19 protein-coding genes are annotated in these 23,227 nt (G+C 69.8%); 15 read left to right on the forward strand and 4 right to left on the reverse strand.

Translation table 11 applies throughout. The features are described 5' to 3' along the window. Positions 1-53 precede the first annotated feature (53 nt). Both J5V96_RS01710 and J5V96_RS01715 read left to right on the forward strand, forming a co-directional pair. The gene (locus tag J5V96_RS01710; protein WP_208499923.1) at positions 54-1,499 is read left to right on the forward strand and encodes a glycosyltransferase family 2 protein; all 1,446 of its coding nucleotides are present in this window, start codon (positions 54-56) and stop codon (positions 1,497-1,499) included. Further along, complete coding sequence (locus tag J5V96_RS01715) at positions 1,496-1,699, forward strand: hypothetical protein (RefSeq protein ID WP_236014357.1); 204 nt, start codon at positions 1,496-1,498, stop codon at positions 1,697-1,699. Before J5V96_RS01710 ends, J5V96_RS01715 begins: the two co-directional genes overlap by 4 nt. A gap of 19 nt (positions 1,700-1,718) precedes the next feature. Here the strand turns inward: J5V96_RS01715 and J5V96_RS01720 are convergent, their stop codons facing one another. Further along, positions 1,719-2,393 (reverse strand): EAL domain-containing protein, encoded by a 675-nt coding sequence (locus tag J5V96_RS01720; protein WP_208499924.1) that lies wholly within the window; start codon positions 2,391-2,393, stop codon positions 1,719-1,721. Between the two features lie 160 nt (positions 2,394-2,553). On the opposite strand from J5V96_RS01720, the gene J5V96_RS01725 reads away from it, so the two are divergent. Further along, the gene (locus J5V96_RS01725) at positions 2,554-4,560 is read left to right on the forward strand and encodes a GGDEF domain-containing protein (RefSeq protein ID WP_208499925.1); all 2,007 of its coding nucleotides are present in this window, start codon (positions 2,554-2,556) and stop codon (positions 4,558-4,560) included. Positions 4,561-4,570: 10 nt separating this feature from the next. Here the strand turns inward: J5V96_RS01725 and trhA are convergent, their stop codons facing one another. Next, positions 4,571-5,314, reverse strand: coding sequence for a PAQR family membrane homeostasis protein TrhA (trhA, locus tag J5V96_RS01730; protein ID WP_208499926.1), 744 nt, complete (start codon positions 5,312-5,314; stop codon positions 4,571-4,573). A gap of 76 nt (positions 5,315-5,390) precedes the next feature. On the opposite strand from trhA, the gene J5V96_RS01735 reads away from it, so the two are divergent. The 5 genes from J5V96_RS01735 (at position 5,391) to J5V96_RS01755 (ending at position 11,528) form a co-directional block, all read left to right on the forward strand. Continuing rightward, positions 5,391-6,167 carry an isoprenyl transferase gene (locus J5V96_RS01735; protein ID WP_208500537.1) on the forward strand — a complete coding sequence of 259 codons (777 nt, stop codon included), beginning with the start codon at positions 5,391-5,393 and terminating at the stop codon, positions 6,165-6,167. Positions 6,168-6,215: 48 nt separating this feature from the next. Further along, positions 6,216-7,331, forward strand: coding sequence for an aminotransferase class V-fold PLP-dependent enzyme (locus tag J5V96_RS01740; RefSeq protein WP_307793199.1), 1,116 nt, complete (start codon positions 6,216-6,218; stop codon positions 7,329-7,331). A gap of 191 nt (positions 7,332-7,522) precedes the next feature. Continuing rightward, a complete protein-coding gene (gene phoH2, locus J5V96_RS01745; RefSeq protein ID WP_236014358.1) occupies positions 7,523-8,899 on the forward strand; it encodes an RNA 5'-3' helicase PhoH2 in 1,377 nt (458 codons plus the stop codon). A 162-nt stretch (positions 8,900-9,061) separates the two neighbouring features. Next, positions 9,062-11,308, forward strand: a complete 2,247-nt coding sequence (locus tag J5V96_RS01750) for a carbon starvation CstA family protein (protein ID WP_208499927.1) — start codon at positions 9,062-9,064, stop codon at positions 11,306-11,308. Next, positions 11,298-11,528, forward strand: a complete 231-nt coding sequence (locus tag J5V96_RS01755; protein WP_208499928.1) for a YbdD/YjiX family protein — start codon at positions 11,298-11,300, stop codon at positions 11,526-11,528. Before J5V96_RS01750 ends, J5V96_RS01755 begins: the two co-directional genes overlap by 11 nt. Positions 11,529-11,580: 52 nt before the next feature. On the opposite strand, the gene J5V96_RS01760 is transcribed toward J5V96_RS01755, so the two are convergent. Continuing rightward, positions 11,581-12,375, reverse strand: coding sequence for an NAD-dependent epimerase/dehydratase family protein (locus J5V96_RS01760; RefSeq protein WP_208499929.1), 795 nt, complete (start codon positions 12,373-12,375; stop codon positions 11,581-11,583). Positions 12,376-12,443: 68 nt separating this feature from the next. On the opposite strand from J5V96_RS01760, the gene J5V96_RS01765 reads away from it, so the two are divergent. Both J5V96_RS01765 and J5V96_RS01770 read left to right on the forward strand, forming a co-directional pair. Beyond that, positions 12,444-13,670 (forward strand): enolase C-terminal domain-like protein, encoded by a 1,227-nt coding sequence (locus J5V96_RS01765; protein WP_208499930.1) that lies wholly within the window; start codon positions 12,444-12,446, stop codon positions 13,668-13,670. Continuing rightward, the gene (locus J5V96_RS01770) at positions 13,670-14,689 is read left to right on the forward strand and encodes a hypothetical protein (protein WP_208499931.1); all 1,020 of its coding nucleotides are present in this window, start codon (positions 13,670-13,672) and stop codon (positions 14,687-14,689) included. The genes J5V96_RS01765 and J5V96_RS01770 overlap by 1 nt, the downstream gene beginning before the upstream one ends. Positions 14,690-14,691: 2 nt before the next feature. Here the strand turns inward: J5V96_RS01770 and J5V96_RS01775 are convergent, their stop codons facing one another. Next, positions 14,692-15,714: a LacI family DNA-binding transcriptional regulator gene (locus tag J5V96_RS01775; RefSeq protein ID WP_208499932.1), complete on the reverse strand. Its 1,023-nt coding sequence runs from the start codon at positions 15,712-15,714 to the stop codon at positions 14,692-14,694. A gap of 122 nt (positions 15,715-15,836) precedes the next feature. On the opposite strand from J5V96_RS01775, the gene J5V96_RS01780 reads away from it, so the two are divergent. The 5 genes from J5V96_RS01780 to J5V96_RS01800 all read left to right on the forward strand — a co-directional run bounded on the left by J5V96_RS01780 (position 15,837) and on the right by J5V96_RS01800 (position 23,183). Further along, positions 15,837-18,290, forward strand: a complete 2,454-nt coding sequence (locus tag J5V96_RS01780; RefSeq protein ID WP_208499933.1) for a hypothetical protein — start codon at positions 15,837-15,839, stop codon at positions 18,288-18,290. 32 nt (positions 18,291-18,322) lie between these two features. Further along, complete coding sequence (locus J5V96_RS17335) at positions 18,323-19,285, forward strand: carbohydrate ABC transporter permease (RefSeq protein ID WP_208499934.1); 963 nt, start codon at positions 18,323-18,325, stop codon at positions 19,283-19,285. Beyond that, a complete protein-coding gene (locus J5V96_RS01790) occupies positions 19,285-20,109 on the forward strand; it encodes a carbohydrate ABC transporter permease (protein ID WP_208499935.1) in 825 nt (274 codons plus the stop codon). The genes J5V96_RS17335 and J5V96_RS01790 overlap by 1 nt, the downstream gene beginning before the upstream one ends. A gap of 57 nt (positions 20,110-20,166) precedes the next feature. Then, on the forward strand, positions 20,167-21,465 hold the full coding sequence (locus J5V96_RS01795; RefSeq protein ID WP_208499936.1) for an ABC transporter substrate-binding protein: 1,299 nt from the start codon (positions 20,167-20,169) through the stop codon (positions 21,463-21,465). A 98-nt stretch (positions 21,466-21,563) separates the two neighbouring features. Beyond that, positions 21,564-23,183, forward strand: a complete 1,620-nt coding sequence (locus J5V96_RS01800) for a glycosyl hydrolase family 28 protein (protein WP_208499937.1) — start codon at positions 21,564-21,566, stop codon at positions 23,181-23,183. Positions 23,184-23,227: the final 44 nt, after the last annotated feature.

Consider the following 23,227-nt stretch of genomic DNA (forward strand, 5'->3'; position numbering starts at 1 on the left):
ATGCAGAGGTCCGTCGGGTGCGCCTCCAGCCCGCGGGCAGGGGGAGGAAGCCGATGGCACGTTCGAAGGAAGCGGGCAAGCTCGAGCGATTCGCCGGGCTCGCGATCCTCGGCCTGACGATCGCGGCGGCGGCGGCCCTGTGGGGTCTTCTCGCCGCAACTAACGTGCGGCCGTTCTGGGATCCCGACTCGCTGCCGCTCTGGGGGCTCACGGTCCGCTACGACCTGCATGCGCCTGCCGTCCTGATCATCGTGGGCGCGCTCGTCCTCGCCGTGATCGCCGGGGTCGGCATCGCGCTCTTCGAGGACACCGTGGTGAAGGCCTTCCGCCGCACCGACCCCGGCGTCGAGAAGCGGCCGCTCGCGCCGCGTCGCGTGATGGCGGAGACGCGGGGCGTGTTCCTCGGCGATGTGACGATCACGGTCGTGATCCCCGCACACAACGAGGAGAACGCGATCGGCGAGACGATCGCGTCGCTGCGCTCGCAGACCACCCCGCCCGAGCGGATCATCGTGGTGGCCGACAACTGCACGGATCGCACGGTCGAGATCGCACGCTCGGCGGGCGTCGAGGTGTTCGAGACCGTCGCCAACGCGCACAAGAAGGCGGGCGGCCTCAACCAGGTGCTCACGGTGATCCTGCCGGATGCGGGGCGCAACGACGCGATCATGGTGATGGATGCCGACACTCAGCTCGCGAACCACGTCTTCCTCGAGACCGCACGGCGGTACCTCACGAACGACCGCGCGCTGATGGCGGTCGGCGGCCTGTTCCTCGGCGAGCCGGGCCATGGGCTTCTCGGTCTGATGCAGCGCAACGAGTACACGCGCTACTCGCTCGAGATCGAGCGTCGCCGCGGGCGGGTGTTCGTGCTGAGCGGCACCGCGACCGTGTTCCGTCCGGAGGCCCTTCGCACGGTCGCGGAGTCGCGAGGAACGCTGCTTCCCGGGGTTCCGGGCGATGTCTACGACACGATCGCCCTCACCGAGGACAACGAGCTCACCCTGGCGATCAAGACCCTCGGCGGGCTCACGCTCTCGCCGCGCGAGTGCACCGTGGTCACGGAGCTGATGCCCACCTGGCGCGCGCTGTGGCGTCAGCGCCTGCGCTGGCAGCGTGGCGCGATCGAGAACCTCGCGGCGTACGGCGTGACACCCGTGAGCGTGCGCTACTGGGCACAGCAGATCGGCATCGGCTACTCGGTCATCGCGCTGTCGTCGTACTTCGTGCTGCTGATCCTGATGATCGTGTCGATGGACACCTGGGTGTGGTTCCCGTTCTGGATCGCCCTGGGGTGCGTCTTCTCGCTCGAACGTCTGGTCACGGTCTGGCGGGGAGGGTGGCGCGCCCGGGTGCTCGCGGTGCTCGTGCTGCCTGAGGCGATCTTCGACCTCTTCCTCGACGTCGTCTTCGTCAAGGGGATCATCGACATGACCTTCCGCCGCGAGGCGAAGTGGACCCACGGCACCGCCGTGACGCGAGACGGGGCGAGCGCATGATCGTGGACGCGGGGCTGCTGCTGCCCGAGAGCTTTCTCACCAGCGACTGGTTCGCCGTTCTCGCGGCCTTCGTCGCGGTGAACACGCTGATGTACGTCGCGCTGGCGACGGTCAAGATCCTTCCGAAGGTGCGGCTCCCGTGGAGCGGGCGGTCGCGTCGCAGCGAGACCCGCTCGATTCACCCGGACGCGCCGATCTGATCCGGCCCTCCGCGGTGCGTCAGGCGGCGTAGGGGGCGGGGCGCCCGAAGTGCCACCCCTGCGCGTAGTCGATGCCTGCGGTGCGCGCGAGCTGCACGTGCTCCTCGGTCTCCACACCCTCGGCGACGGTTGTGGCGCCGATCGCGCGAGCCGTCTCGAGGAAGAGATCGAGTTCACGGTGTGCAGCCGCGTCGTAGCACGCGGTCTGGATGAGCCGTCGATCCATCTTGACGATGTCGGGGTGCAGCACGTTCACCCACTCGGTGGTGGCGTTGGCGCTACCGGCGTCGTCGATGAGCAGCAGCACACCCAGATCGTGGGTGCGGCGGCGCAGGCGGTCGTCGGACTCGGGGCGCGACGTCTCGGCGAGCTCGATGCCCCACAGGCGCCCCGTCGGCAGCAGCGTCTCGAGAACGGGGGAGTCGATGGTCTCGGCCGACGCGTTGAGGGTCACCGCGTACTCGGGGGGAATGGCCTCGGCCGCGATCACCGCGCTGCGCAGCAGCGCCAGCTCCAGCTCCACGAGCTGATCTGCATGGACCGCCTCGGTGAGGTGGTCCTGGGGCGAGCGGCCATCGGCGAAGCGGGCGAGCGCCTCGTAGCCGATGATCGTCTCCGACTCGAGATGGACCATGCACTGGAAGTGGATCTCGTGCGGCGGAATCACGCGGCGCGCGATCGCTGCATCTTGCATGGGGTCACTTCCCTAGAGGGCCAGCCGGAATATCGAGCGTATCCTACCCGCGAGCCGGGGACGAGATGGGTGCCGTAGTACTCTATGGGCAGATCTCCCCCGATCTGATGACCCAAGACGAGAAACTCCCGGCCCGCTCTCACCGGCACCGGAGACCCGAATGACGCGTGTACCCGACCGCGCGACCCGCCCCACGACCGCTGCCCGAGCGAGCGTCGGAGCGCAGATCGTCGCGCTCGATGTGATGTCATCCAGCGCGTGGCTGTGCCTGCTCGCCGCCGCGACGAGCGCCACCGGCCTGGCGGCGGGCGTCGCGTCCGCGAGCGAGTTCGGCGTGGTGCTCGCCATGATCTGCATGCTCGCGCCGCTGTCGGTCGCGCTGGGCTGGACGGTGCCGCCCATCGCGGCGCGAATCGCCAGCCTGACCGTGCTCTTGGGCGTGCTCTCCCTGGCCGCGGCGAAGGGCGGGTTCGCGGACGCGCGTGCGCTCTGGGCGATCGGCACGGTGCTCGCGGTGAGCCTGTTCGGCGTGGAGGTGTCGCTGCAGGTGCGTCGTCGCCTGCGTGCGGCCCTGCGGACGGATCCGCTCACTGGCCTGCTGAACCGCCGCGCGCTGCGCCTGGCCGTGCCGGCACTTTTGGACGAGGGGGCGCGTGAGCAGACGTCGCACTGGGTGATCGCGATCGATCTCGACGGGCTGAAGCCGATCAACGACCGGTACGGCCATGGCGCGGGCGACCGCCTGCTGCGCGAATGCGCGTCGGCGTGGACGCAGGCGCTCGGCCGGATGGGAGTGGTCGGTCGGTGGGGCGGAGACGAGTTCGTCGTCATCGTCGAGGCGGTCGACCGCGGTGCGGCGCGCCGTATGCTGCGCCGTCTGCGCGCCGTCACCCCACACGCCTTCAGCGCGGGACTGGCGCCGCTGACTGCGAGGCGCGGTCTCGACGTCGCGGTGCGCGAGGCGGACGTGCAGCTCTATCGCGACAAGCGAGGCGAGGGATCGACGCGACGTCAGGGGCAGGGGGTCGCGGCGGCCCGCGCGGAGCGTGTGCTGCACTCCTCGCGAGCGGTGCAGTCGGTGGCGAACGACGACTGGTCGGCGGCGCTCGTGCGCGCGGCCGTCGGCGCCGCCGCGATCGTGGCGGTGGCGGCGATTCCCGACCTGGTGCAGGGAGCGGTGGCGCTGCGCGTCGCAGCCGCGGCGGATCTGGCCGCCGGGGGCCTTGTGCTCGTCGCCGCGCTGAAGAGCGGCGCGGCTCTGCGCCGGGCGCTGGTGGGTCTGTGGGTGCTCATCACGGCCTTCACCGTCTTCGCCCGGATCGTCGCCGCGACCGACATGTCATCGATCGCGGTCTCCGTGACCGGGGTCCAGATCCTCGCGATCCTCCTGGCCGCGTACTGGCACACGGCCACGGCCCGCGGCCTCTTCGTCGCGCCCGCGCTCGCCGCCGTGGCGGGCATCGTGGTGCACGCCCTTCCGGGGGCCCCGGGCACGACGATCTCTCCGACCGGCGCCATGGGCTTCGGGATCGCCGTGATCGTCGCCTGGGCGCTGCTCGAGGTGGTCTCGGCCGTGCGGGGTCGGCTGCTCGCTTTCGTGCACCTCGACGAGCTCACGGGCGCGCTGGACCGCTGGGGCTCGGAGGACCGCATCGGGCAGCTGGTGCAGCGATCGCGTCGCACGGGGCGGCCGCTGACCGTCGTCGCGATCGACTTCGACCGCTTCAAGCAGCTCAACGACACGCACGGGCACGAGCGCGGCGACGATGCGCTCCGCCGGGCCGTCGCCGACTGGCGTGCGCAGCTGCGGCCCGAGGATGTGATCGGCCGGATCGGCGGCGACGAGTTCGTGATCGCGCTGCCCGACTGCGATGCCGTGGAAGCCGCGCACATTGTGCAGCGCCTGCGGCGTTCGGCTGCCGATCCGTGGACGAGCGGCACCGCGACGGTGCGCGGACGCGAGACCGCGGGCTCGCTGATGCGCCGTGCCGACGCGGTGCTCGGTGCGACCAAGCGCCTGTACCGCGACGCGGCGACGCGAGCCGAGGCGACGCGAGCTCAGGTGACGCGAGCCGAGGCGACGCGAGCTCAGGTGACGCGAGCCGAGGCGACGCGGGCGGACGACCCGGAAGACGGCCCCGCCGCCCCTCTGCGTCGTACCGCCTGAGCGGCGCGCTTCAGCCGCCGAGCGACCCCGGGTACGGGGAGAGGGCGATGAGCAGCGCCGCCGTCCAGTGGCACAGGAAGGCGAGCACGGTGCACGCGTGGAAGATCTCGTGGAAGCCGAAGTGGCCCGGCCAGGGGTTGGGACGCTTCATCGCGTAGATCACGGCGCCGGCGGTGTAGAGCAGGCCGCCGACGATGACGAGCACCATCATGGCGAAGTTGGCCTGCGTGAGATCGACGATGTACATCACGGCCGCCCAGCCGAGGGCGAGGTACAGGGCCACGTAGATCCAGCGCGGGGCGCCGAGCCAGAGCACACGGAACAGGATGCCGAGGATCGCGCCGGTCCAGACGACCGTCAGCAGCAGGGCGCCCTTGCCCGGCGGCAGCGCCAGGACGCCGAGCGGCGTGTACGTGCCGGCGATCAGAAGAAGGATGTTCGCGTGATCGATGCGCCGGAGGACCGCGTGCACGGTGGGGCCCCAGTTGAAGCGGTGGTAGACGGCCGAGTTGCCGAACAGCAGCAGCGAGGACGTCATGAACACGGCGGCAGCCCACTTGGCGGCCGCACCTTCTGCGAGCACGATCAGCACGATCCCAGCCGCCAGCGCGATCGGGAAGGTGGCGGCATGCAGCCATCCCCGCCACGTCGGCTTGGCCTCGGGGACGGCGTCGTTCGCGACGGCGTCGTCGAGCAGCGGAAGCTGGGGGACGCCATCCACGGAGGTGGGGTCGTCCTGCGGCGTCTGCGTCATGCTCCGAGGGTACGTCGGCACGCATGCCCTGCGCGGCACACAGGGACGTGCGGAGTAGCGTAAGGGGGTGCGAACGATGCGTCAGGGCGAGGGCCGCGGACCGCTGTACCGGTTGTACAGCTCGCGCCTGCGGCGCCAGATCACGGCGGGGTCGGTGCCCGAGCATGTGGCGATGGTGATCGATGGCAATCGCCGGTGGGCCCGCCAGCTCGGATACGACTCCGTCGCGCACGGCTACCGTGCGGGAGCCGCCAAGATCATCGAGTTCCTCGGCTGGTGCGACGCCCTCGGTGTGAAGCACGTGACGCTCTACCTGCTCTCGAACGACAACCTCCGCAAGCGCGACTCGGCCGAGCTCGCCGAGCTGATCGACATCATCGCCCAGCTGGCGCGTGACCTCGCCGACAGCCCCGATTGGCGTGTGCAGCACGCGGGGCGCACCGAGCTGCTGACCGAGGACCTCGCCGACGCGCTCGGTGACGCCGAGCGCCGCACCACGGGGCATGGCGGGCTGCACGTGAACCTCGCCGTCGGCTACGGCGGACGCCACGAGATCGTGGATGCCGTGCGACGCATCATCGCCGCGCACAGCGAGCGCGGCGGCACGCTCGAGGAGCTGGCCGAGAACCTCACGCCGGAATCGATCGGCGAGCATCTCTACACGGGCGGGCAGCCGGATCCGGATCTCGTCATCCGCACGAGCGGTGAGCAGCGGCTCTCCGACTTCCTCGTCTGGCAGAGCGCGCACAGCGAGTTCTACTTCGTCGAGGCGCTCGGCCCCGACCTGCGCGAAGTGGACTTCCTGCGAGCGATCCGCGATTACGCCAAGCGCGATCGGCGTTTCGGCAGCTGACGCGACCGTTTCCGGGTGATCGACAGCTGATCCTGCCAGAATGTCGGTGTGATCAGCACCATCGAGGAGTACCGCGCGACGTTCGACGGGGAACCCGGCTACCTCAACTGGGCGGCCTTCGGACCGTTGTCCTCCACGGTGCGCGACGAGGTCGTGGCCGACCTGGGCATGCTCGGCACCGGGCGATCCAGCAGCATCGCGCACGTGGAGGAGCGTGAGGTCGAGGCGAGGACCGCGATCGCCGGTCTCCTGGGCCTGCCGATCGAGGCCGTGACGCTGCAGCCGTCGACGGCATACGGCCTGATGCACGCCGTGTACGGCCTCGGCGGGGGAGTGCTGGCGTCGCCGGCGGAGTTCCCCGCCATCCCCACGGTGATCACCCGCGCCGCGGACGCGCTCGGCCGGATCCGCCCGCAGTGGCTGCAGACGACGGACGGCTTCGTCACTCCGGAGGCGGTGGCCGACCAGCTCGAGGAGGACACGACCGCACTCGTGGTGAGCCTCGTCGACTTCCGCACCGGCTATCGCGCCGACCTCACTGGCCTGCGCGAAGCGCTGGGCCCGGATCGCCTGCTGATCGTCGACGCGATCCAGGGCTTCGGCGTCGTCGACGCCGACTGGGGCGCCGCCGATGTGATCGCCGGCCATGGCTACAAGTGGCTGCGCGCCGGCCGCGGCTCCGGCTTCGCCACCTTCAACGCGCACGCTCGCGAGCGCATCGCGCCGGTCCTGTCGGGCCACCACGGCGTCGAGGGCGGCCTGACCGTCGATGAGGTGCCGGCTCCGGCGGCGGATGCGAACGCCTACACGGTCGCCCGCGGCGACGCGCTCGCCGCGGCGCGCCTCGCGATCGCGCTGTCCGAGATCGCGGAGGTGTCCGTCCCCGTGATCGAGGAAGCCCTGACCGAGCGCACCGAGCGGGTCATCGAGATCGCACAGCGACACGACATCCGCGTCGCCAGTCCGCTCGACCCCGAGCGCCGCGCGGGCATCGTGGCGCTCGCGCCTGACAACGTCGCGGCACTGGGCGCCGAGCTGGCCAATCGCGGTGTGACCGTCACGGCGCGGTCGGGCATCGTGCGTGTCGCGCCGCACGTCGGCACCGACGACGAGACGCTGGGCCTCCTGGACGAGGCCTGCGCGGCCTACGCGCAGCAGCGCTGAGTCGCGGTTCGGATCGTCGCGTGACGTTCTTGTGAACGCGCAAATCACACTCTTGTAATTCGCGCTCCCGAGGGTGAGACTTTCCGCATCGGGCAAGGCGCCCGGTCGAGTCGGCCATCTGGGACTGCGACTCGTGGCCCCAGGTCGACTCGTCGAAGCCGGGAGTATCCCGGGTCGGGAGTGGCGTGACCATGAGCACTTCAACGCAGGCCGGCCGTCGCAGCAGCACCGATCGCGAGACCGGAGCACACGAGGTCTCCACCCAGAGCGACGCGCAGGCGCTTCGCACCTACGTGCTCGACACGTCGGTGCTCCTCAGCGACCCGCGAGCGTTCTTCCGCTTCGCCGAGCACTCGGTCGTGATCCCGGTCGTGGTGATCACCGAGCTGGAGGGCAAGCGGCACGACCCGGAGCTCGGCTACTTCGCCCGGCAGGCGCTGCGCCACCTCGACGAGCTGCGTATCGAGCACGGCCGCCTCGACTTCCCTGTGCCCGTGGGGGAGGGCGGCACGCTGCGCGTCGAGCTCAACAACACCGACGCGACCGTGCTGCCGAGCGGCATCCGCCTCGGAGACAACGACACCCGGATCCTGGCCGTCGCGATGCACCTCGCTCAGGATGGGCAGGAGGTGACGGTGATCTCCAAGGACCTCCCGATGCGCGTGAAGGCCGCATCCCTCGGTCTCTCCGCCGAGGAGTACCTCGCCGAGCAGGCGGTCGACTCGGGATGGACGGGCGTTGCGAACCTGCACCTCTCGGGCGACGAGATGGCCGACCTGTACGAGAGCGAGGTGGCTTCGCACGCGGACGTGATCGGCATCCCCGTGAACACGGGACTCGTGATCCACTCGGAGCGCGGATCGGCTCTGGGCCGAGTGACGGGCGACGGCGAGCTGCGCCTCGTGCGCGGCGACCGCGACGTCTTCGGTCTGCACGGCCGGTCGGCCGAGCAGCGCATCGCCATCGACCTGCTGCTCGACCCCGAGGTGGGGATCGTCTCGCTCGGAGGACGAGCCGGCACCGGCAAGTCGGCCCTGGCGCTCTGCGCCGGCCTGGAGGCCGTGCTGGAGCGGCAGCAGCAGAAGAAGATCATCGTCTTCCGTCCGCTGTTCGCCGTCGGCGGTCAGGAGCTCGGCTACCTTCCCGGTGACCAGGCCGAGAAGATGAATCCCTGGGGCCAGGCGGTCTACGACACCCTCGGATCCGTCGTCTCCGGGAACGTGCTCGACGAGGTCATCGCGCGAGGGCTGCTCGAGGTGCTGCCGCTCACCCACATCCGGGGGCGCTCGCTGCACGACGCGTTTGTGATCGTGGACGAGGCCCAGTCGCTCGAGCGCAATGTGCTCCTCACCGTGCTCAGCCGGGTCGGCCAGAACTCGCGTGTTGTGCTCACCCACGATGTCGCCCAGCGCGACAACCTGCGCGTCGGACGCCACGACGGCATCGCCTCGGTCATCGAGACGCTGAAGGGGCACGGGCTCTTCGGGCACGTGACGCTGACGCGGTCGGAGCGCTCGGCCATCGCAGCCCTCGTCACCGACCTGCTGGAGATCGGCGAGCTGGCCTGATCCGCTGTGGTTCAGGACGACCCGGGGCCTGCGCCTCGGGTCGTTCTGCTTTCCCCGAACCCGGCCGGATTCCGGGCGGCCGCCGCGCAGGGTAATATTCTGGCGGGCGGCCATCTCAAGGGCCGCTTTTTCCGTGTGCACTGACAAAGGAGCCACAAGCACATGTCTGACACCCGTTCCCGCGCTCGAGAGCGGTCTCTGCCGCCCGTGGCGGTCGACGAGAAGCCCCGGTGGACGCCGCTCAAGGTGGTCGTCTGGGTGGTCGTCGCCCTTCTCGGAGGCACCGGATGGACGATGCTCGCCATCGTCCGCGGCGAGACCGTCAACGCGATCTGGTTCGTGTTCGCCGCCGTCGCGACCTACCTGATCTTCTACCGCTTCTACTCGAAGTACATCGAGCGGCTCATCGTCCGCCCGGATGACCGCCGAGCCACCCCGGCCGAGTACAAGGCGGACGGCAAGGACTACGTGCCGACCGACCGGCGTGTGCTCTTCGGTCATCACTTCGCCGCCATCGCGGGCGCTGGCCCGCTCACCGGACCGGTGCTGGCCGCGCAGATGGGCTACCTGCCCGGCACCATCTGGATCATCGTCGGCGTCGTCCTGGCCGGTGCGGTCCAGGACTACCTCGTGATGTTCTTCTCGATGCGCCGCGGGGGCCGCTCGCTCGGCCAGATGGCGAAGGATGAGCTGGGCCGCTTCGGCGGCGCCGCCGCGATCCTCGCCACCCTGCTGATCATGATCATCATCACGGCGATCCTGGCCCTCGTGGTGGTCAACGCCCTCGGCGACAGCCCGTGGGGCGTGTTCTCGGTGTCGATGACGATCCCGATCGCCCTGTTCATGGGCGCGTACCTGCGCTGGATCCGTCCCGGCAAGATCGGCGAGGTGTCGCTCATCGGCTTCGTGCTGCTGATGGCCGCGATCGTCGGCGGTCAGTACGTGGGCGCGAGTGACTGGGGCCAGGCGATCTTCGGCCTCGACCGCACCGCCATCGCGTGGGGCATCATCATCTACGGCTTCATCGCCGCTGTGCTGCCCGTCTGGATGCTGCTCGCCCCGCGCGACTATCTGTCGACCTTCATGAAGATCGGCGTCATCGTGCTGCTCGCGGTGGGCGTCATCATCGTCAACCCCGTCGTTCAGGTGCCCGCCTTCAGCATCTTCGCCGCGGGCGAGACCGGCCCGGTGTGGGCGGGGGCGCTGTTCCCGTTCCTCTTCGTCACGATCGCCTGTGGCGCCCTCTCGGGCTTCCACGCGCTGATCTCCTCGGGCACCACGCCGAAGATGGTCGAGAAGGAGAAGCAGACCCGCTTCCTCGGCTACGGCGGCATGCTCATGGAATCGTTCGTCGCGATCATGGCGCTCGTCGCCGCGATCTCGATCGATCAGGGCCTGTACTACACGATGAACTCGTCGGCCGCTGCCACGGGCGGCACCGTCGAGGGCGCCGTGGCGTTCGTCAACGGCCTCGGCCTCACCGGCGTCAACGTCACGCCCGAGATGGTCAGCGGCGCGGCCGCCAACGTCGGCGAGGAGTCGATCGTGTCCCGCACCGGCGGCGCACCCACGCTCGCCTTCGGTCTTGCGAACATCCTGCACCAGTGGCTGGGTGGCACCGCGTGGATGGGCTTCTGGTACCACTTCGCCATCATGTTCGAGGCGCTGTTCATCCTGACCGCCGTGGATGCCGGCACCCGTGTCGCGCGCTTTATGCTGCAGGACTCGATCGGCAACCTCATCCCGAAGTTCAAGGACACCTCGTGGCGTCCGGGTGCCTGGATCTGCACGGCCGTGATGGTCGCCGGATGGGGCGCGGTGCTGATCATGGGAGTCACCGATCCGCTCGGCGGCATCAACACGCTGTTCCCGCTGTTCGGCATCGCGAACCAGCTGCTGGCGGCGATCGCGCTCGCGGTGGTGCTGGTGATCATCGCGCGCCGGCGCACCTTCAAGGGGCTGTGGGTCGTCGCCCTGCCGCTTGTGTTCGTCACGGTCGTGACGTTCACCGCGTCGTGGCAGAAGATCTTCTCGTCGACGCCGGCCGTCGGCTACTGGGCCAACCACATGAAGTTCCGCAACGGCCTGGCCGACGGCACCTACGTCGACTTCGCGCCGGGCGCCGATGAGGCCGCGAAGCTCGCCGCCACCGAGGCGACGATCCGCAACACGGCCATCCAGGGCACGCTGTCGATCATCTTCCTCGCGCTGACCGCGATCGTCATCACGATCGCGATCATCCAGGTGGTCAAGGCGTTCCGCGCGACGGAGATCGTCGACCGCGAGGACGCGGCGGTGCCGTCGCGTCGCTTCGCTCCGGCCGGCCTGTTCCCCTCGGCCGAGGAGCGCGCGGTGGAGAAGGAGTGGGCGGCCCTTCCCGCGGAGCAGCAGCCGACCCGTGGTCACTGACACGGCAGGTCGCGCTCGGCCGGGCTTCCTCACGACGCTCGGCCGGGCCGGTCGTGCGCTCTGGTGGTTCTGGAAGGGCGTGACCGGCGAATCCAAGTACGACGCCTACGTCGCGCACGAGCGGGCGGCGCATCCTGATCGGGTGCCGATGACCGCGCGCGAGTACTGGCGCTGCGTCTACAGCGAGCAGGACGCCAATCCCGGAGCGCGGTGCTGCTGAGGCACTGACCCGGCGGGCCCGGATGATCGCTGATCCGCGCCCGCCGGTCGGGTCACCAGGCCTCGCCGACCGGGTGATCGGGCCGGGTGAAGGAGGCGCCGAGAGGCTCGGTCTCGTCGAACTCCGCCAGCGGGGCTCCGCTCTGCCGCCGCAGCGCGACCGCGTCGTCCTTCGGCAGGTAGCCGATCGCCGCGCCCGCGTCGAGCGAGAACCAGGACGGGGCGTTGGCGGAGACGCCCCACACGATGTGGTGGCAGCCGTCGCGCAGGGCGATCGCCGCGTCGGCGAGCCGCGCCGCGTCGTCTGGGGAAAGCCATTGAGCGGCCGCCCGGCCGTCGCCGGGGCTCTCCTGGAAGGTGCAGATGCGCGCCGAGACGACGGAGAGACCGAAGCGATCGGCGTAGAGACTGCCGAGCGCCTCCATCGCGGCCTTGCTCACGCCGTAGTAGGTGTCGGGTCGCGGGCCGATCGGCATCGGCGACCCCGCCTCGCCGACCGGTGCGAAGCCCACGGCATGGATCGAGCTCGCCAGCAGGACGCTGCGCACCCCCGCGCGGCGGGCGGCCTCGAGCACGTTGCGTGTGCCGTCGACGTTCACGCGCAGGATGTCGGCCCAAGACGCCTCGGACGAGAGGCCGCCCAGGTGCACGACCGCGTGGGCGCCGGTGAACAGCTCGGTCAGCGCGTCGAGGTCGCCGAGGTCGCAGGCGAGGAAACCGGCCACAGGGGGCGACGGTGCGACGAGGTCGCTGAGACGGAGTTCTCGCCCCGGACGTGCGAGCCGCGGGGCGATCGAGCGGCCGATGCGGCCAGCGGCACCGGTGAGGGCGACGACCTCGGTTGACATGTTCCGCGCCTTCCTTCTACTGTGAATCCATTCACACCGCTGTGGGCCGAGCATATCCCGGGGAGCCGATGAGCCGCATCCGCCAGGTCGAGGTCATCCCGATGGCGTTTCCCGATCCGCCGCTTCTGAACAGCTGGGGCGTGCATGAGCCTCTCGCGCTGCGGATCCTGGTGATCCTCACGCTCGAAGACGGCACCATCGGTCTCGGCGAGACCAGCGGCGAGCAGCCGATGCTGGGCCGGATCGAGCAGGCGGCGCCCCGCATCATCGGGGGGCGCGTCGACCGACCGGCAGAGCTCGAGCGCGCAGTGCTCGAGGGGCTCGACGCCCGCACCTCCCTCGTCGAGCGACGCAAGGTGTGGTCTCCCTTCGAGGTCGCGGCGCTCGATGCGCGCGGGCACCTGGAGGGGGTGTCGGTGTCCGATCTGCTCGGAGGCGCCGTACGCGACCGCGTCGACTTCGCCGGGTACCTGTTCTTCAAGTGGGCGGGGCACCCGGGGCAGGAAGACGACAGCTGGGGCGCCGCGGACGACGGCGCAGGTCTCGTCGCACAGGCGCGCCTGATGCAGGAGCACTACGGATTCGGGTCTTTCAAGCTCAAGGCGGGAGTGCATCCCCCCGAGCGCGAGATCGCCGCGATGCGGGCACTCGCGGAGGCGTTCCCGTCCGCGCCGCTGCGGATCGATCCGAACGGCGCCTGGCGCCTGGACACGGCTCTCGAGGCGGCCGGACAGCTCGCGTCTCTTGTCGAGTACCTCGAGGATCCGGTGCTCGCGATCGAGGACATGGCCGAGGTGCGCCGCGTCTCGGGGGTGCCGCTGGCGACGAACATGCTCGTCGTCTCGCCGGAGACGCTGAAGCCCGCGGTCGACGCGCATGCGGTGGATGTCGTGCTCGCCGACCATCACTACTGGGGCGGGCTGGCGGCCACCACCGCTCTCGGAGAACTCTGCGCTGCCGAGGGCATCGGGTTGTCGATGCACTCGAACTCCCACCTCGGCGTCTCGCTGGCGGCGATGGTGCATGCGGCCGCGGCGACGCCCGCGCTCACGCACACCTGCGACACCCATTACCCCTGGAACGCCGAGTACGACATCGTTGTGCCCGGCTCGCTCGGGTTCGAAGACGGGGCGGTCGGCGTGCCGACGGGGCCCGGACTCGGCGTCGAGCTGCGCCGCGACGCCGTCGACGCGCTGCATCGCGCCTACGTGTCGTCGGGGCGCGTGGTGCGCGACGACACCGCCTACGCGAGGTCGGTGGATCCGGGCTACGACCCCACCCTGCCGCGGTTCTGATGCGCGCCGTCCATCGGCTGTTCCCGTGGGACGTGGTCGACGATCCGGGTGCCGTCACAGCGCTGCGGGATGACGGCGTCGAGTCGGTTGCTCTGGCCGCCCTCTATCACGGGGTGCGCGCGGTGACGCCGCGGCATCCGTCTCGGCGGATCGTGGATCTGCCGACCTCGGTGTCGATGCTGAGCGAGCCCATGGCGCTTCCGCAGGGTGAGTTCGGATACGCGGCCGCGCGCGCCGCTCTCGAGGCCGGCGGCATCGAGGTCGAGACCTGGGCCGTCATCGGGCACCTCGATCGCGTGCTGCCGGGGCTCGCGCGGGTGCGCACCGCGTTCGGCGACCGCCTCGATCATGCGCCGTGCCTCTCCGACCGCGCCGTGCGAGACACGCTGTATGGTCTCGTCCGGGGTGCCGCGCAGGCGGCGCCGGGTGCCATGCTCCATCTCGAAGCCGTCGGCTGGCAGGGGATCGGCCACGACTCGATGCACAACAAGCTCCATGGCGGCGGACTGAGCGCGGGCGCCCTCGACGCGCTCGCCTGCTGTGTCTGCGACCGCTGCGCGGCGACGGTCGGGTGCGATCCGGATCGGCTCGCCTGGGCGATGAGGGCCCTGGTCGACGGCACCGCCGGGGCGGCCGAGCGCGACCTGCACGCCGACCTCGTCGCAGCCCGCGCGATGACGGGGCGCCGGTTCGCGGCGGACGCCGTCACGGTCGCGTTCGATGCGGGGGCCGGGCGGGTCTCGATGCTCTCCGGAGAGGGCGAGGAACTCCGGGAGTCGGACCGCGTGGACCTGCTCGTGGACTGCTGGGGAGCGCCCGACAGGGGAATAGCGATGCTGGCCGGAGCAGGTGGCGGCATCGCCTATGTCGATGTGCTGTCGGGCGACCCACGCGGGTTCGAGGCGCACTGGCGCGCGCTCGCCGAGGCGGGCGCGCGTGAGGTGCACGTCTATCACGCCGGTCTGGCGTCGACCGAGCGGCGTCGCGCCGCGTCGAGGGCCGCCCGGCTGATCGCGTGAGATCAGCCCGCAGGACTCCGCAGAGAGGATCGGCGGACGACGAGCCGGGGCGCGAAGGCGTCCGCCACGTCGTCTTCGGTCGCGAGATCCAGCAGCAGGCGCACGGCGGCGGCGCCGAGCGCGGCCGACGGATGCCGGACGGTCGTGAGGGGGACGATCGCGAAGTCGGCGAAGTCGATGTCGTCGTAGCCGACCAGCGACAGGTCGCCGGGGATCTCGACGCCGCCGCTGATGAGACCGTGCAGCAGTCCGAGCGCGAGCAGATCGTTGCCGCAGAACACGCCATCCGGCCGCTCTGCGGCGGGTCGCGTCAGGAGGGCGCGAGCGACGTTCTCGCCGATCTCGGCGTTCTGGGCCGGTGTGCGCAGCACCTCGAGCTGCGCATCGGAGGCGGACTCGGCGATCGCCCGGCGGGCACCGGCAAGGCGGGCGTCGACATGCGGATGAGGGCCGCCGACGAACAGCAGGCGTCGTCGTCCCTGGGCGAGCAGATGCTCGCCGGCGAGGAACCCGCCCTGTTCGTCGTCACCCGACACTGCCGGGTAGTCGTGCCGTCCCTCGGCGAGGCCGACGAGGACGAACGGCGTGCCGCGTTCCCGCAGCTCGATCAGCTCGGGCGGCACCCCGCCCACGGGTGTCGCGATGATGCCGCTCACCTGCTGCGACTCGAAGAAGCTCACATAGGCTCGCTCGCGGTCGGGATCATCGCCGCTGTTCGCCGTGATGATGAAGCGGCCGTGCGCTGCCGCCTCGCGCTCGGCGCCCGCCGCGACTTCCGCATACACGGGGTTGCCCGAATTCGAGATGAGCAGCCCGATGGCGAGGCTATGGCCGAGGCGGAGGCGCCGCGCCGCGTCGTTGCCGACATAGCCGAGCGCATCTGCGGCCGCCAGCACCTTCGCGCGCAGCGGCTCGGACACACGGCCGGGCTGCGTGAACGTGTACGAGGCCGTCGCCCGAGACACCCCCGCGCGCGCGGCGACGTCCTTGATGGTCACCGGGGCCGCACGTCTGTCGGTCGTCATGGGCGTCCCTCCGTCTTCCTTGTCGCAGGCTGTGCCGTACGCTAGCCTATCAATTCTGTGAATCGATTCACATCAGTGCCGCATCGGAGCGGCGCGATCCGGTTCCGGGGAGGGGCTCCGCAGTGACGACGACGCCGACGTTCTCGACGCTCTGGGCGGTCAATGGGCCGCTCGAGATCAGCGAGCTGTGCCGCCAGCTCGACGACTTCGCGGCGGCGGGTCTGGACGGGATCGTGTTCCACCCGCGCTTCTACCCGGATCGTCCCGAATATCTCGGTGCGGAGTACCTCGACATCGTCTCGCGGCTCATCATCGAGGCGGATGCGCGGGGCCTCGCGTTCTGGATCTACGACGAGAACGGGTGGCCGAGCGGCACGGTGGGCGGCGAGATGCTTCGCCGTCATCCTGAACTCCGGCAGCGCTGGCTCGAGATGCAGCCCGACCGCGGACAGCTCGCCCTCACCCGATTCGACCACGCGGGTCGGGAGTGGGCGCTGGTGGTGCGCGAGGGGGAAGGAGTCGACTACCTCGCGGCCGATCTGGCCGGGCGATTCCTCGAGCTGGCCTACGAGCGCTACGCGAGAGGCCTGTCGCCCGAGGCCTTCGCAAAGGTCGCGGGCTTCTTCTCCGACGAGCCGGAGTTCGGTCTGGGACACGCGCAGCACGACCTGTCTCCGTACGGCGCGGTGCCGTGGACGTCCGACCTGGCGGAGCGCTTTCGCGAGCGCCACGGTGAGGATCTCGTGGCGATCGCGCCTCGGCTGTTCGTCGACGGGGATGGCGCGGCGATCACGCGCGTGCGCTTCTGGGAGCTCGTCACCGACCTCTTCTCGGAGCGATACCTCGCCAGGATCGACGACTGGTGCCGTTCGCACGGAGTGCGATTCACGGCGCACGTCAAGGGCGAGGAGCATCCGCTCTTCCAGCTGCCGACGGTCGGGTCGCTCGGGGCGGTGTCGCGGGCGATCGGCACGCCGGGCATCGATGCGCTGGGCCGGGTGCCCGGCAACGACTTCTATCCGCGTCAATGCAGCTCGGTGGCGCGGCAGTTCGGCGATGGCCGCGCGATGGCCGAGGTCTTCGGCGGCGCCGGGTGGGGCGCGGCTCCGATCGATCTCGAGCGCAACCTGCGCTGGCTGGGCGGGCACGGCATCACCGACTTCGTGCTCCACCTGAGCCAGTACCGGCTGGATTCGGCCGCCATCGAGGACTGGCCCCCGTCGCATCCGCGCCACGTGAGCTGGGCGGGTGCCTATCGCGAGGTGATCGCACAGGTACGGGAGGCGCTCCGGATCCGGCCCCGACCGGATGCCGACACGCTCGTGATCGTGCCGCAGCGAGCGCTTGCGGAGGTCTTCGAGCCATGGGAGTTCGTCGCGACCAACGTGCACGATGCGCACGACTTCCCCTCCACCGCGGCGGGAGCGATGAACGCCGCCTTCCTCGCGCTGGTCGAACGGCTCAGCGCGGCCGGCGTCGAGTGCGAGTTCGCGGACGAACGGACGCTCGAGCGGTACGCGCAGGTGGACAGCGATGGCATCCGGATCGGCGCGAGCCGGTACCGGCGGGTGGTGGCCGCCGAGGGGGTCCGGCTCGAACCGCAGCTGACAGCCGCGCTGCGCCCCCTGCTCGTCGCCGTTCCCACCGAGAGGCGAGCGCCGGCATCGCCCCCATCGGGCATGGGCTCGGGTGTTGTCCTCCGACCGGAGTGGCGGGTCACGGCGCGACCGCTCAACGAGCTCGTGCTCGAGCCGATCAAGACCGCGGATGGCAGCTGGTCGGCCGTCGTCGAGTCGTCCGGCGCACACGGCGCGGTCGAGCTGCGGTTCGCCGACGACCTCACCTCCTTGGCATGGGGCGCGGAGGAGCCGGCCTGGAGCCGAGGAGTCGACGGGTCGGTGGCCCGTGTGTCCCTCGAGTCGGGTCGGACAGAGGTGCGCTTCCGCACCACAGCGGAATCGTCGTCGCGACCGCGCATGTGGCTCGCGGGGGGATTCCGCGTCGTGCCGCTGGCGTACGAGCGGGGCGAGAGCGCGACGCGCCTGCTGGGCCCGTTCCGGCTCCTGCCGGAGCACAACGGGCCCCTGCACGAGCTGGTGGAAGAGGGATATCCCTTCGCGTTCGAACCGCTCGAGCTCTCGACCGTGCTCCAGCTGCCGCCCGATGCGCAACGCATCGTCGTAAGTGGTGGCCGAGCGGACGCGGCGCTGCTGCGACTCGGCGACGGCGATCCGGTCTGGCGGTGGTCGGCGGACGGCTGGGACGTCGACGTGCCAGCCGGAGCGTCCGGCGAGGTCGTGCTCCAGCTCGCCCTCGTGCCGAGCAGCTTCAATCGCTACGGACCGCACCACCACTACATCGGCGATCCCCAGGTCGTGAGCCCGGCCCAGATGCGCGGTGAGCGCAACTACGCAGACCGCGACGAGGCGCCTCACCTGACCCATGTCTCGGACTGGTGGGTTCGTCGCGCTGTCGCGCCCGATGCCGTTCACGTGCACGTCGCCGGGCCATGGGAGATGTCGGGCGTGAATCCATTGACAAGCGGGGAGACCCCTCGTAAAGTGGCCGTACTGTGAATCGATTCACAACCGCTGCACAAAGGAGTGAAGTGAGTACGACGCTGATCCGGGAGAGCGCAGAGGGGCACGCCTCCGGCCACGATGCATCACCCACGGAGCGCTCTCCGCGCGAGGCGCGGCGCCGCGGTCGCGCCGGCATCGTTGCGCCGTGGTGGTTCGTGGTCCCCGCCATCGCGATCTACGTCTTCATCGTGGTCGTGCCGAGCCTGCGCGGCGCGTTCTTCTCCTTCACCGACTGGAACGGCCTCGGGGCGGCCTGGTCGTGGGTGGGCCTGGAGAACTTCGGCGACGTGTTCACGGATCGCGCGGCTCGGGCGGCTCTCTGGAACACCGTGATCCTGGCGGTGCTCTGCACGGTCATACAGAACGCGATCGGCCTCGCCCTCGCCGTCGGCCTCCACACCGCCGTGAAGTCCCGTCACCTGCTGCGGGTGATCTTCTTCGCACCGGTTGTGCTGACCCCGCTCGTCTCCGGCTACGTGTGGAGCTATCTGCTGTCGCCGAACGGCATCGTCAACGAGGTGCTGCGCGGCATCGGGCTCGGATCCCTCGCACAGGACTGGCTGGGGGATCCGGATCTGGCGCTGTACTCGGTCGTCGCGGCGATCGTGTGGCAGTTCGCCGGCTACTCGATGGTCATCTTCTTGGCGGGCCTGCAGTCCGTGCCGGAAGAGCTGCTGGAGGCGGCGACGATCGACGGAGCGGGCGCGTGGCGACGGTTCTGGCACATCACCTTCCCGCTGCTCAACGGCGCGATCGTCATCAACGTGATGCTCAGCCTCATCGGCGGACTGAAGCAGTTCGACCAGGTGGTGGCGATGACCGGCGGCGGCCCCGGCACCGCGAGCGAGACGATATCGACGCTCATCTACAAGAACGCGTTCCTGCTCGGGGAGTACCCCTTCTCGGTCGCGCTCGCGGTGATCATGACGATCATCATCGCCGTGCTGTCGGCGGCGCAGTACCGCCTGACCCTTCGGAAGGGGAAGTGATGCACACGCGCTATCGCGGTTCCCACCTCGTGCGCGAGGTCGTGCTGATCGCCGTCGCCGCGCTCTGGTTCATCCCGATCCTCGCGCTGGTGAACGTCTCGCTGAAGCCCATCAACTCGCAGACCAACGCACTGACGTTCGCGTGGCCACCCACCTTCGACAACTACATCGCGGCCTGGCAGCAGGCGAGTCTGGGAGCCGCGCTCGCGAACAGCGCGATCGTCGCGGTGATCAGCGTCGCAGGCATCGTCGCCGTCTCGGCGCTGGCGTCCTATCCGCTCGCGCGCGTGACGCGGCGCTGGTCGCGCTGGACGTTCTACGCGGTGCTCTGCGGGCTGCTGATCCCGGCCCAGCTCGCGCTGCTGCCCCTGTACGTGACCATGCGGGATCTGGGGCTGCTCGGATCGCTGTGGGCGGTCATCCTGATCAACATCGGCACGGCCATGCCGTTCTCGATCTTCCTCTACACGACCTTCCTGCGTGACCTGCCGACGGAGTACGAGGAAGCTGCCGTGCTCGACGGATGCGGACCCGTCCGCTCCTTCCTGCAGGTGGTCTTCCCGCTTGTGCGTCCGGCGACCGGAACCGTCGTGATCCTCAACCTGGTGGGCATCTGGAACGAGTTCTTCGTGCCCCTGCTCTACCTGTCCGGAAGCGGAAACACGACCGCGCCAGTGGCGATCTACAGCTTCGTCAGCCAGTACGTCACGGTGTGGCCGCTCGTCTTCGCGGGTCTCGTCATCACGGTGATCCCGATCCTCATCGTCTACTTCTCGCTGCAGAAGTACGTCATCAAGGGCTTCGCCAGCGGCCTCAAAGGCTGACGGACGCCCGCCTACCCGCACCACCCGAACCTGCTTCACCGTATTCAAGGAGGAATCGTGAATCTCGTCCCCACCCGCCGCGCCGGCCTCGGCGCTCTCGCCTTCGGCGCCGTCCTCGCGCTCGTGGGCTGCTCCACCAGCCCCGCCGCATCGTCCTCCGGCGAGGAGGGAGGGGGCGCGGCGAGCGACGTCGTGCTCACCCTCGCCGGCGCGGGTGAGGCCCCGGCCCAGGCCGCCATCGACGCGTTCGAAGCGGCGAACCCCGGTGTCACCGTCGATGCGACGTTCGCGAACGACGACGAGTCCTACCAGCAGACGCTGCGCACCCAGCTATCGGGCGGCACGGCCCCCGATGTGTTCCGCGTGTGGCCGGGAAACGGCAACGCGACCTCTGTGCTGCCGCTGAGCGACGACGGTCTGCTCGCGCCCCTCGACGACGCCGAGTGGGCGGACAGCATCGGAGACGCGGTGCGCCCGGTGGTCGAAGATGCCGACGGAGGGCTCGTCGGCGTGCCGGTCACCGTCGTCGGCATCGGCGCCGTCTGGAACGACCAGGCCGTCGAGGCCGCCGGGCTCACAGTGCCCGACACCTACACCGAGGTGCTGCAGTTCTGCGCCGACGCGAAGGCCGCGGGCAAGATCGCCTTCGCGCTCGGCCTCAAGTCGACGTGGGTCACACAGCTCGTTCCGTATGCGCTCACCGCGACATCCGTCTACGGGCCCGACCCCGACTTCACGAAGAAGCAGCTGGCAGGGGAGACGACCTTCGTCGATTCGGCGTGGAAGGACGCCCAGCACCAGTACCTCGAGATGCGCGATGCGGGATGCTTCAACGACAGCCCCAACGGCATCGGCTACGACGAGCAGATGACGATGCTCGGCAAGGGGGAGGCGCTCGGCGCCGTGCACATCACGTCCGCCGCCGCGAACGCGCAGCAGTACGCGCCCGAGGGCACCACGTTCTCGATGACGCCGTTCCCGGCCACGGACGACGCGGCCGAGACGATGCTGCCGGTCTCGGTCGGCATCGTCTATGCCGTCAACGCCAAGGCGAAGAACCCCCAACTCGCCAAGAAGTTCGTCGACTTCCTCGCCTCGAGCGAGGGGCAGGCCGTGTACGCCACGGCGGCCGGAGCAGCTCCCGCTCTCGAGTCCTCCGACTTCGAGCCCGACGAGGTGCTCGCCGCCGTCGGCGAGTTCCAGGCCGCCGGCAAAGCGCGTCCCTTCCCGGACGTCGCGTGGCCGAACACCAAGGTGCAGCAGGAGCACCTCGCGGGGATCCAGGAGCTCTTCAACGACACGATCGGCGTGGACGAGCTGCTCACTCGCATGGACGAGGCCTTCAACGAAGGCTGACCGAGCCCGCACAGGGATCGGCACGCAGAGCGGGCCCGGGGGCAGATCCTCCGGGCCCGCTCGTCATGAGGAGAGGACGTGCAATGACGCACACATCGATGACCTCCGTACGTCGGAGGCGAAGGATCGGGGCACTGCTTGCGGCCGTGCTGATCGCGACGCTGCTGCCACTGGCACACGCGACGGAGGGGGCCGAGGCCGCACCGGCCGCCGTGGAGACGTATCCGCTGGAGGACGCCTTCCCCGCCTCCCCGGACTTCGTCCTCACGGTCAACGGGCTCGCCGTGCCGGTGCAGGACTACGCGGGCTACGACATCGCGCAGTTCGCGATGGGATCCGGGGACGCCGTGATCCGCATCACCAAGCTGAACAACACGAACATCGGCTCGTACTCGATCAGCCCGCTGAAGCTGGGGCTCGTCGGCACGGTGTCCGGCTCATCGCTCACCTTCACGGTCGACCGCGACGAGTATCTGATCGTCAAGATCGACGGACGCCCGGAGCTGGTGATCGCGATCGATCCGCTGGAGACGGACCGGCCCCCGCGGTCCGGAGCGGGAGTCTTCGATGTCACCGCCGCGCCGTACAACGCGGCAGCGGGCAGCACCGCCTATTCCACCGACGCGCTCCAGACCGCACTGAACGACGCGGCCGCCTGGGGCTCGGCCCACGGCGGCCAGGGCGTCGTCTACGTTCCCGCGGGTGTGTACAGGCTCGGCACGCTCTACCTGCGCTCGAACCTCAAGCTCTATCTCGCACCCGGCGCGGTGCTGCGCTACACGGGTGAGCGCGAGCATTACGACGTGCATTGGCGGAAGAACTCTCAGAGCCGCGACGTCACCTGGTTCCTCTCGACCCGCTACTCGTCCTCGAACATCACGATCGCCGGACGCGGCGTCATCGACGGCAACGGGATGGCATCGCTCAAGCCCGGGAACCTGGGCGTGAATCTGCTTGTGCCGATCTACACGGACGGCTTCCGCGTCGAGGGCATCACGTTCCGCGAGTCGAGCAGCTGGGCGATCATGCCGACGCGTTCGTCGGACATGGAGTTTCGCGACATCAAGATCTTCAACCGGTTCGACATGGGCGAGAACGACGGCATCGACGTGATGGAGTCCTCCGACGTGACGGTGTCGAACGCGATCGGCATCGGCCTCGACGACCCCTTCAGCACGAAGACGTGGGCGAATCACATCGATCTCTTCGCCCGGGTTCCCGGTGATCCGAGGCCGCTGGAGAACGTCACCTTCGACGACCTCGTCAGCTGGACATGGTGCTATGGGCTGAAGGTGGGGCAGGGCGTCTTCCAACAGCAGCGGAACGTGACCTTCCGCAACGCCACCATCTACGACGCCGCAGTCGGAATCGGAGTGCACCACAAGTACGGCAGCGCGGCCGCTCTCAGCATCCAGTTCGAGGACATCGACATCGAGCGGATCCGCCACGACAACGACGGCAACCGCACCTGGATGGCCCTGTGGACAGGAGCCACGTCAGAGGGCTTCGGGCCGGTGGCCGATGTCGATCTGACTCGTATCCGAGTGCGCGATGCCGGCACCACGCCCGCGCGCATCAACGGCGTGCCGGGGGCGCCGATCACCGACGTGCGGTTCGAGGCCATCCGGATGCCGGGCAGCACCACCACCGCGGCCGACCTCGCCGAGATGAGGGTGACGAACGTGTCGGACGCCGGGAACATCCAGATCGTGCGCTGACGCGAGGAGGGCGGCTCTCCGTCGAGAGAGCCGCCCTCCGGGCC

The sequence above is a fragment of the Microbacterium stercoris genome, assembly GCF_017592545.1.
Taxonomy (GTDB): Bacteria; Actinomycetota; Actinomycetes; order Actinomycetales; family Microbacteriaceae; genus Microbacterium; species Microbacterium stercoris.

Coding starts and splice junctions, on each gene's coding strand:
- J5V96_RS01790 (WP_208499935.1), top strand. CDS start 19,285: ATGCACACGCGCTATCGCGGTTCCCACCTCGTGCGCGAGGTCGTGCTG.
- J5V96_RS01720 (WP_208499924.1), bottom strand. CDS start 2,393: ATGCAAGATGCAGCGATCGCGCGCCGCGTGATTCCGCCGCACGAGATC.
- J5V96_RS01710 (WP_208499923.1), top strand. CDS start 54: ATGGCACGTTCGAAGGAAGCGGGCAAGCTCGAGCGATTCGCCGGGCTC.
- J5V96_RS01775 (WP_208499932.1), bottom strand. CDS start 15,714: ATGACGACCGACAGACGTGCGGCCCCGGTGACCATCAAGGACGTCGCC.
- J5V96_RS01715 (WP_236014357.1), top strand. CDS start 1,496: ATGATCGTGGACGCGGGGCTGCTGCTGCCCGAGAGCTTTCTCACCAGC.
- J5V96_RS01735 (WP_208500537.1), top strand. CDS start 5,391: ATGCGTCAGGGCGAGGGCCGCGGACCGCTGTACCGGTTGTACAGCTCG.
- trhA (WP_208499926.1), bottom strand. CDS start 5,314: ATGACGCAGACGCCGCAGGACGACCCCACCTCCGTGGATGGCGTCCCC.
- J5V96_RS01750 (WP_208499927.1), top strand. CDS start 9,062: ATGTCTGACACCCGTTCCCGCGCTCGAGAGCGGTCTCTGCCGCCCGTG.
- J5V96_RS01800 (WP_208499937.1), top strand. CDS start 21,564: ATGACCTCCGTACGTCGGAGGCGAAGGATCGGGGCACTGCTTGCGGCC.
- J5V96_RS01725 (WP_208499925.1), top strand. CDS start 2,554: ATGACGCGTGTACCCGACCGCGCGACCCGCCCCACGACCGCTGCCCGA.
- J5V96_RS01760 (WP_208499929.1), bottom strand. CDS start 12,375: ATGTCAACCGAGGTCGTCGCCCTCACCGGTGCCGCTGGCCGCATCGGC.
- phoH2 (WP_236014358.1), top strand. CDS start 7,523: ATGAGCACTTCAACGCAGGCCGGCCGTCGCAGCAGCACCGATCGCGAG.
- J5V96_RS01770 (WP_208499931.1), top strand. CDS start 13,670: ATGCGCGCCGTCCATCGGCTGTTCCCGTGGGACGTGGTCGACGATCCG.
- J5V96_RS01765 (WP_208499930.1), top strand. CDS start 12,444: ATGAGCCGCATCCGCCAGGTCGAGGTCATCCCGATGGCGTTTCCCGAT.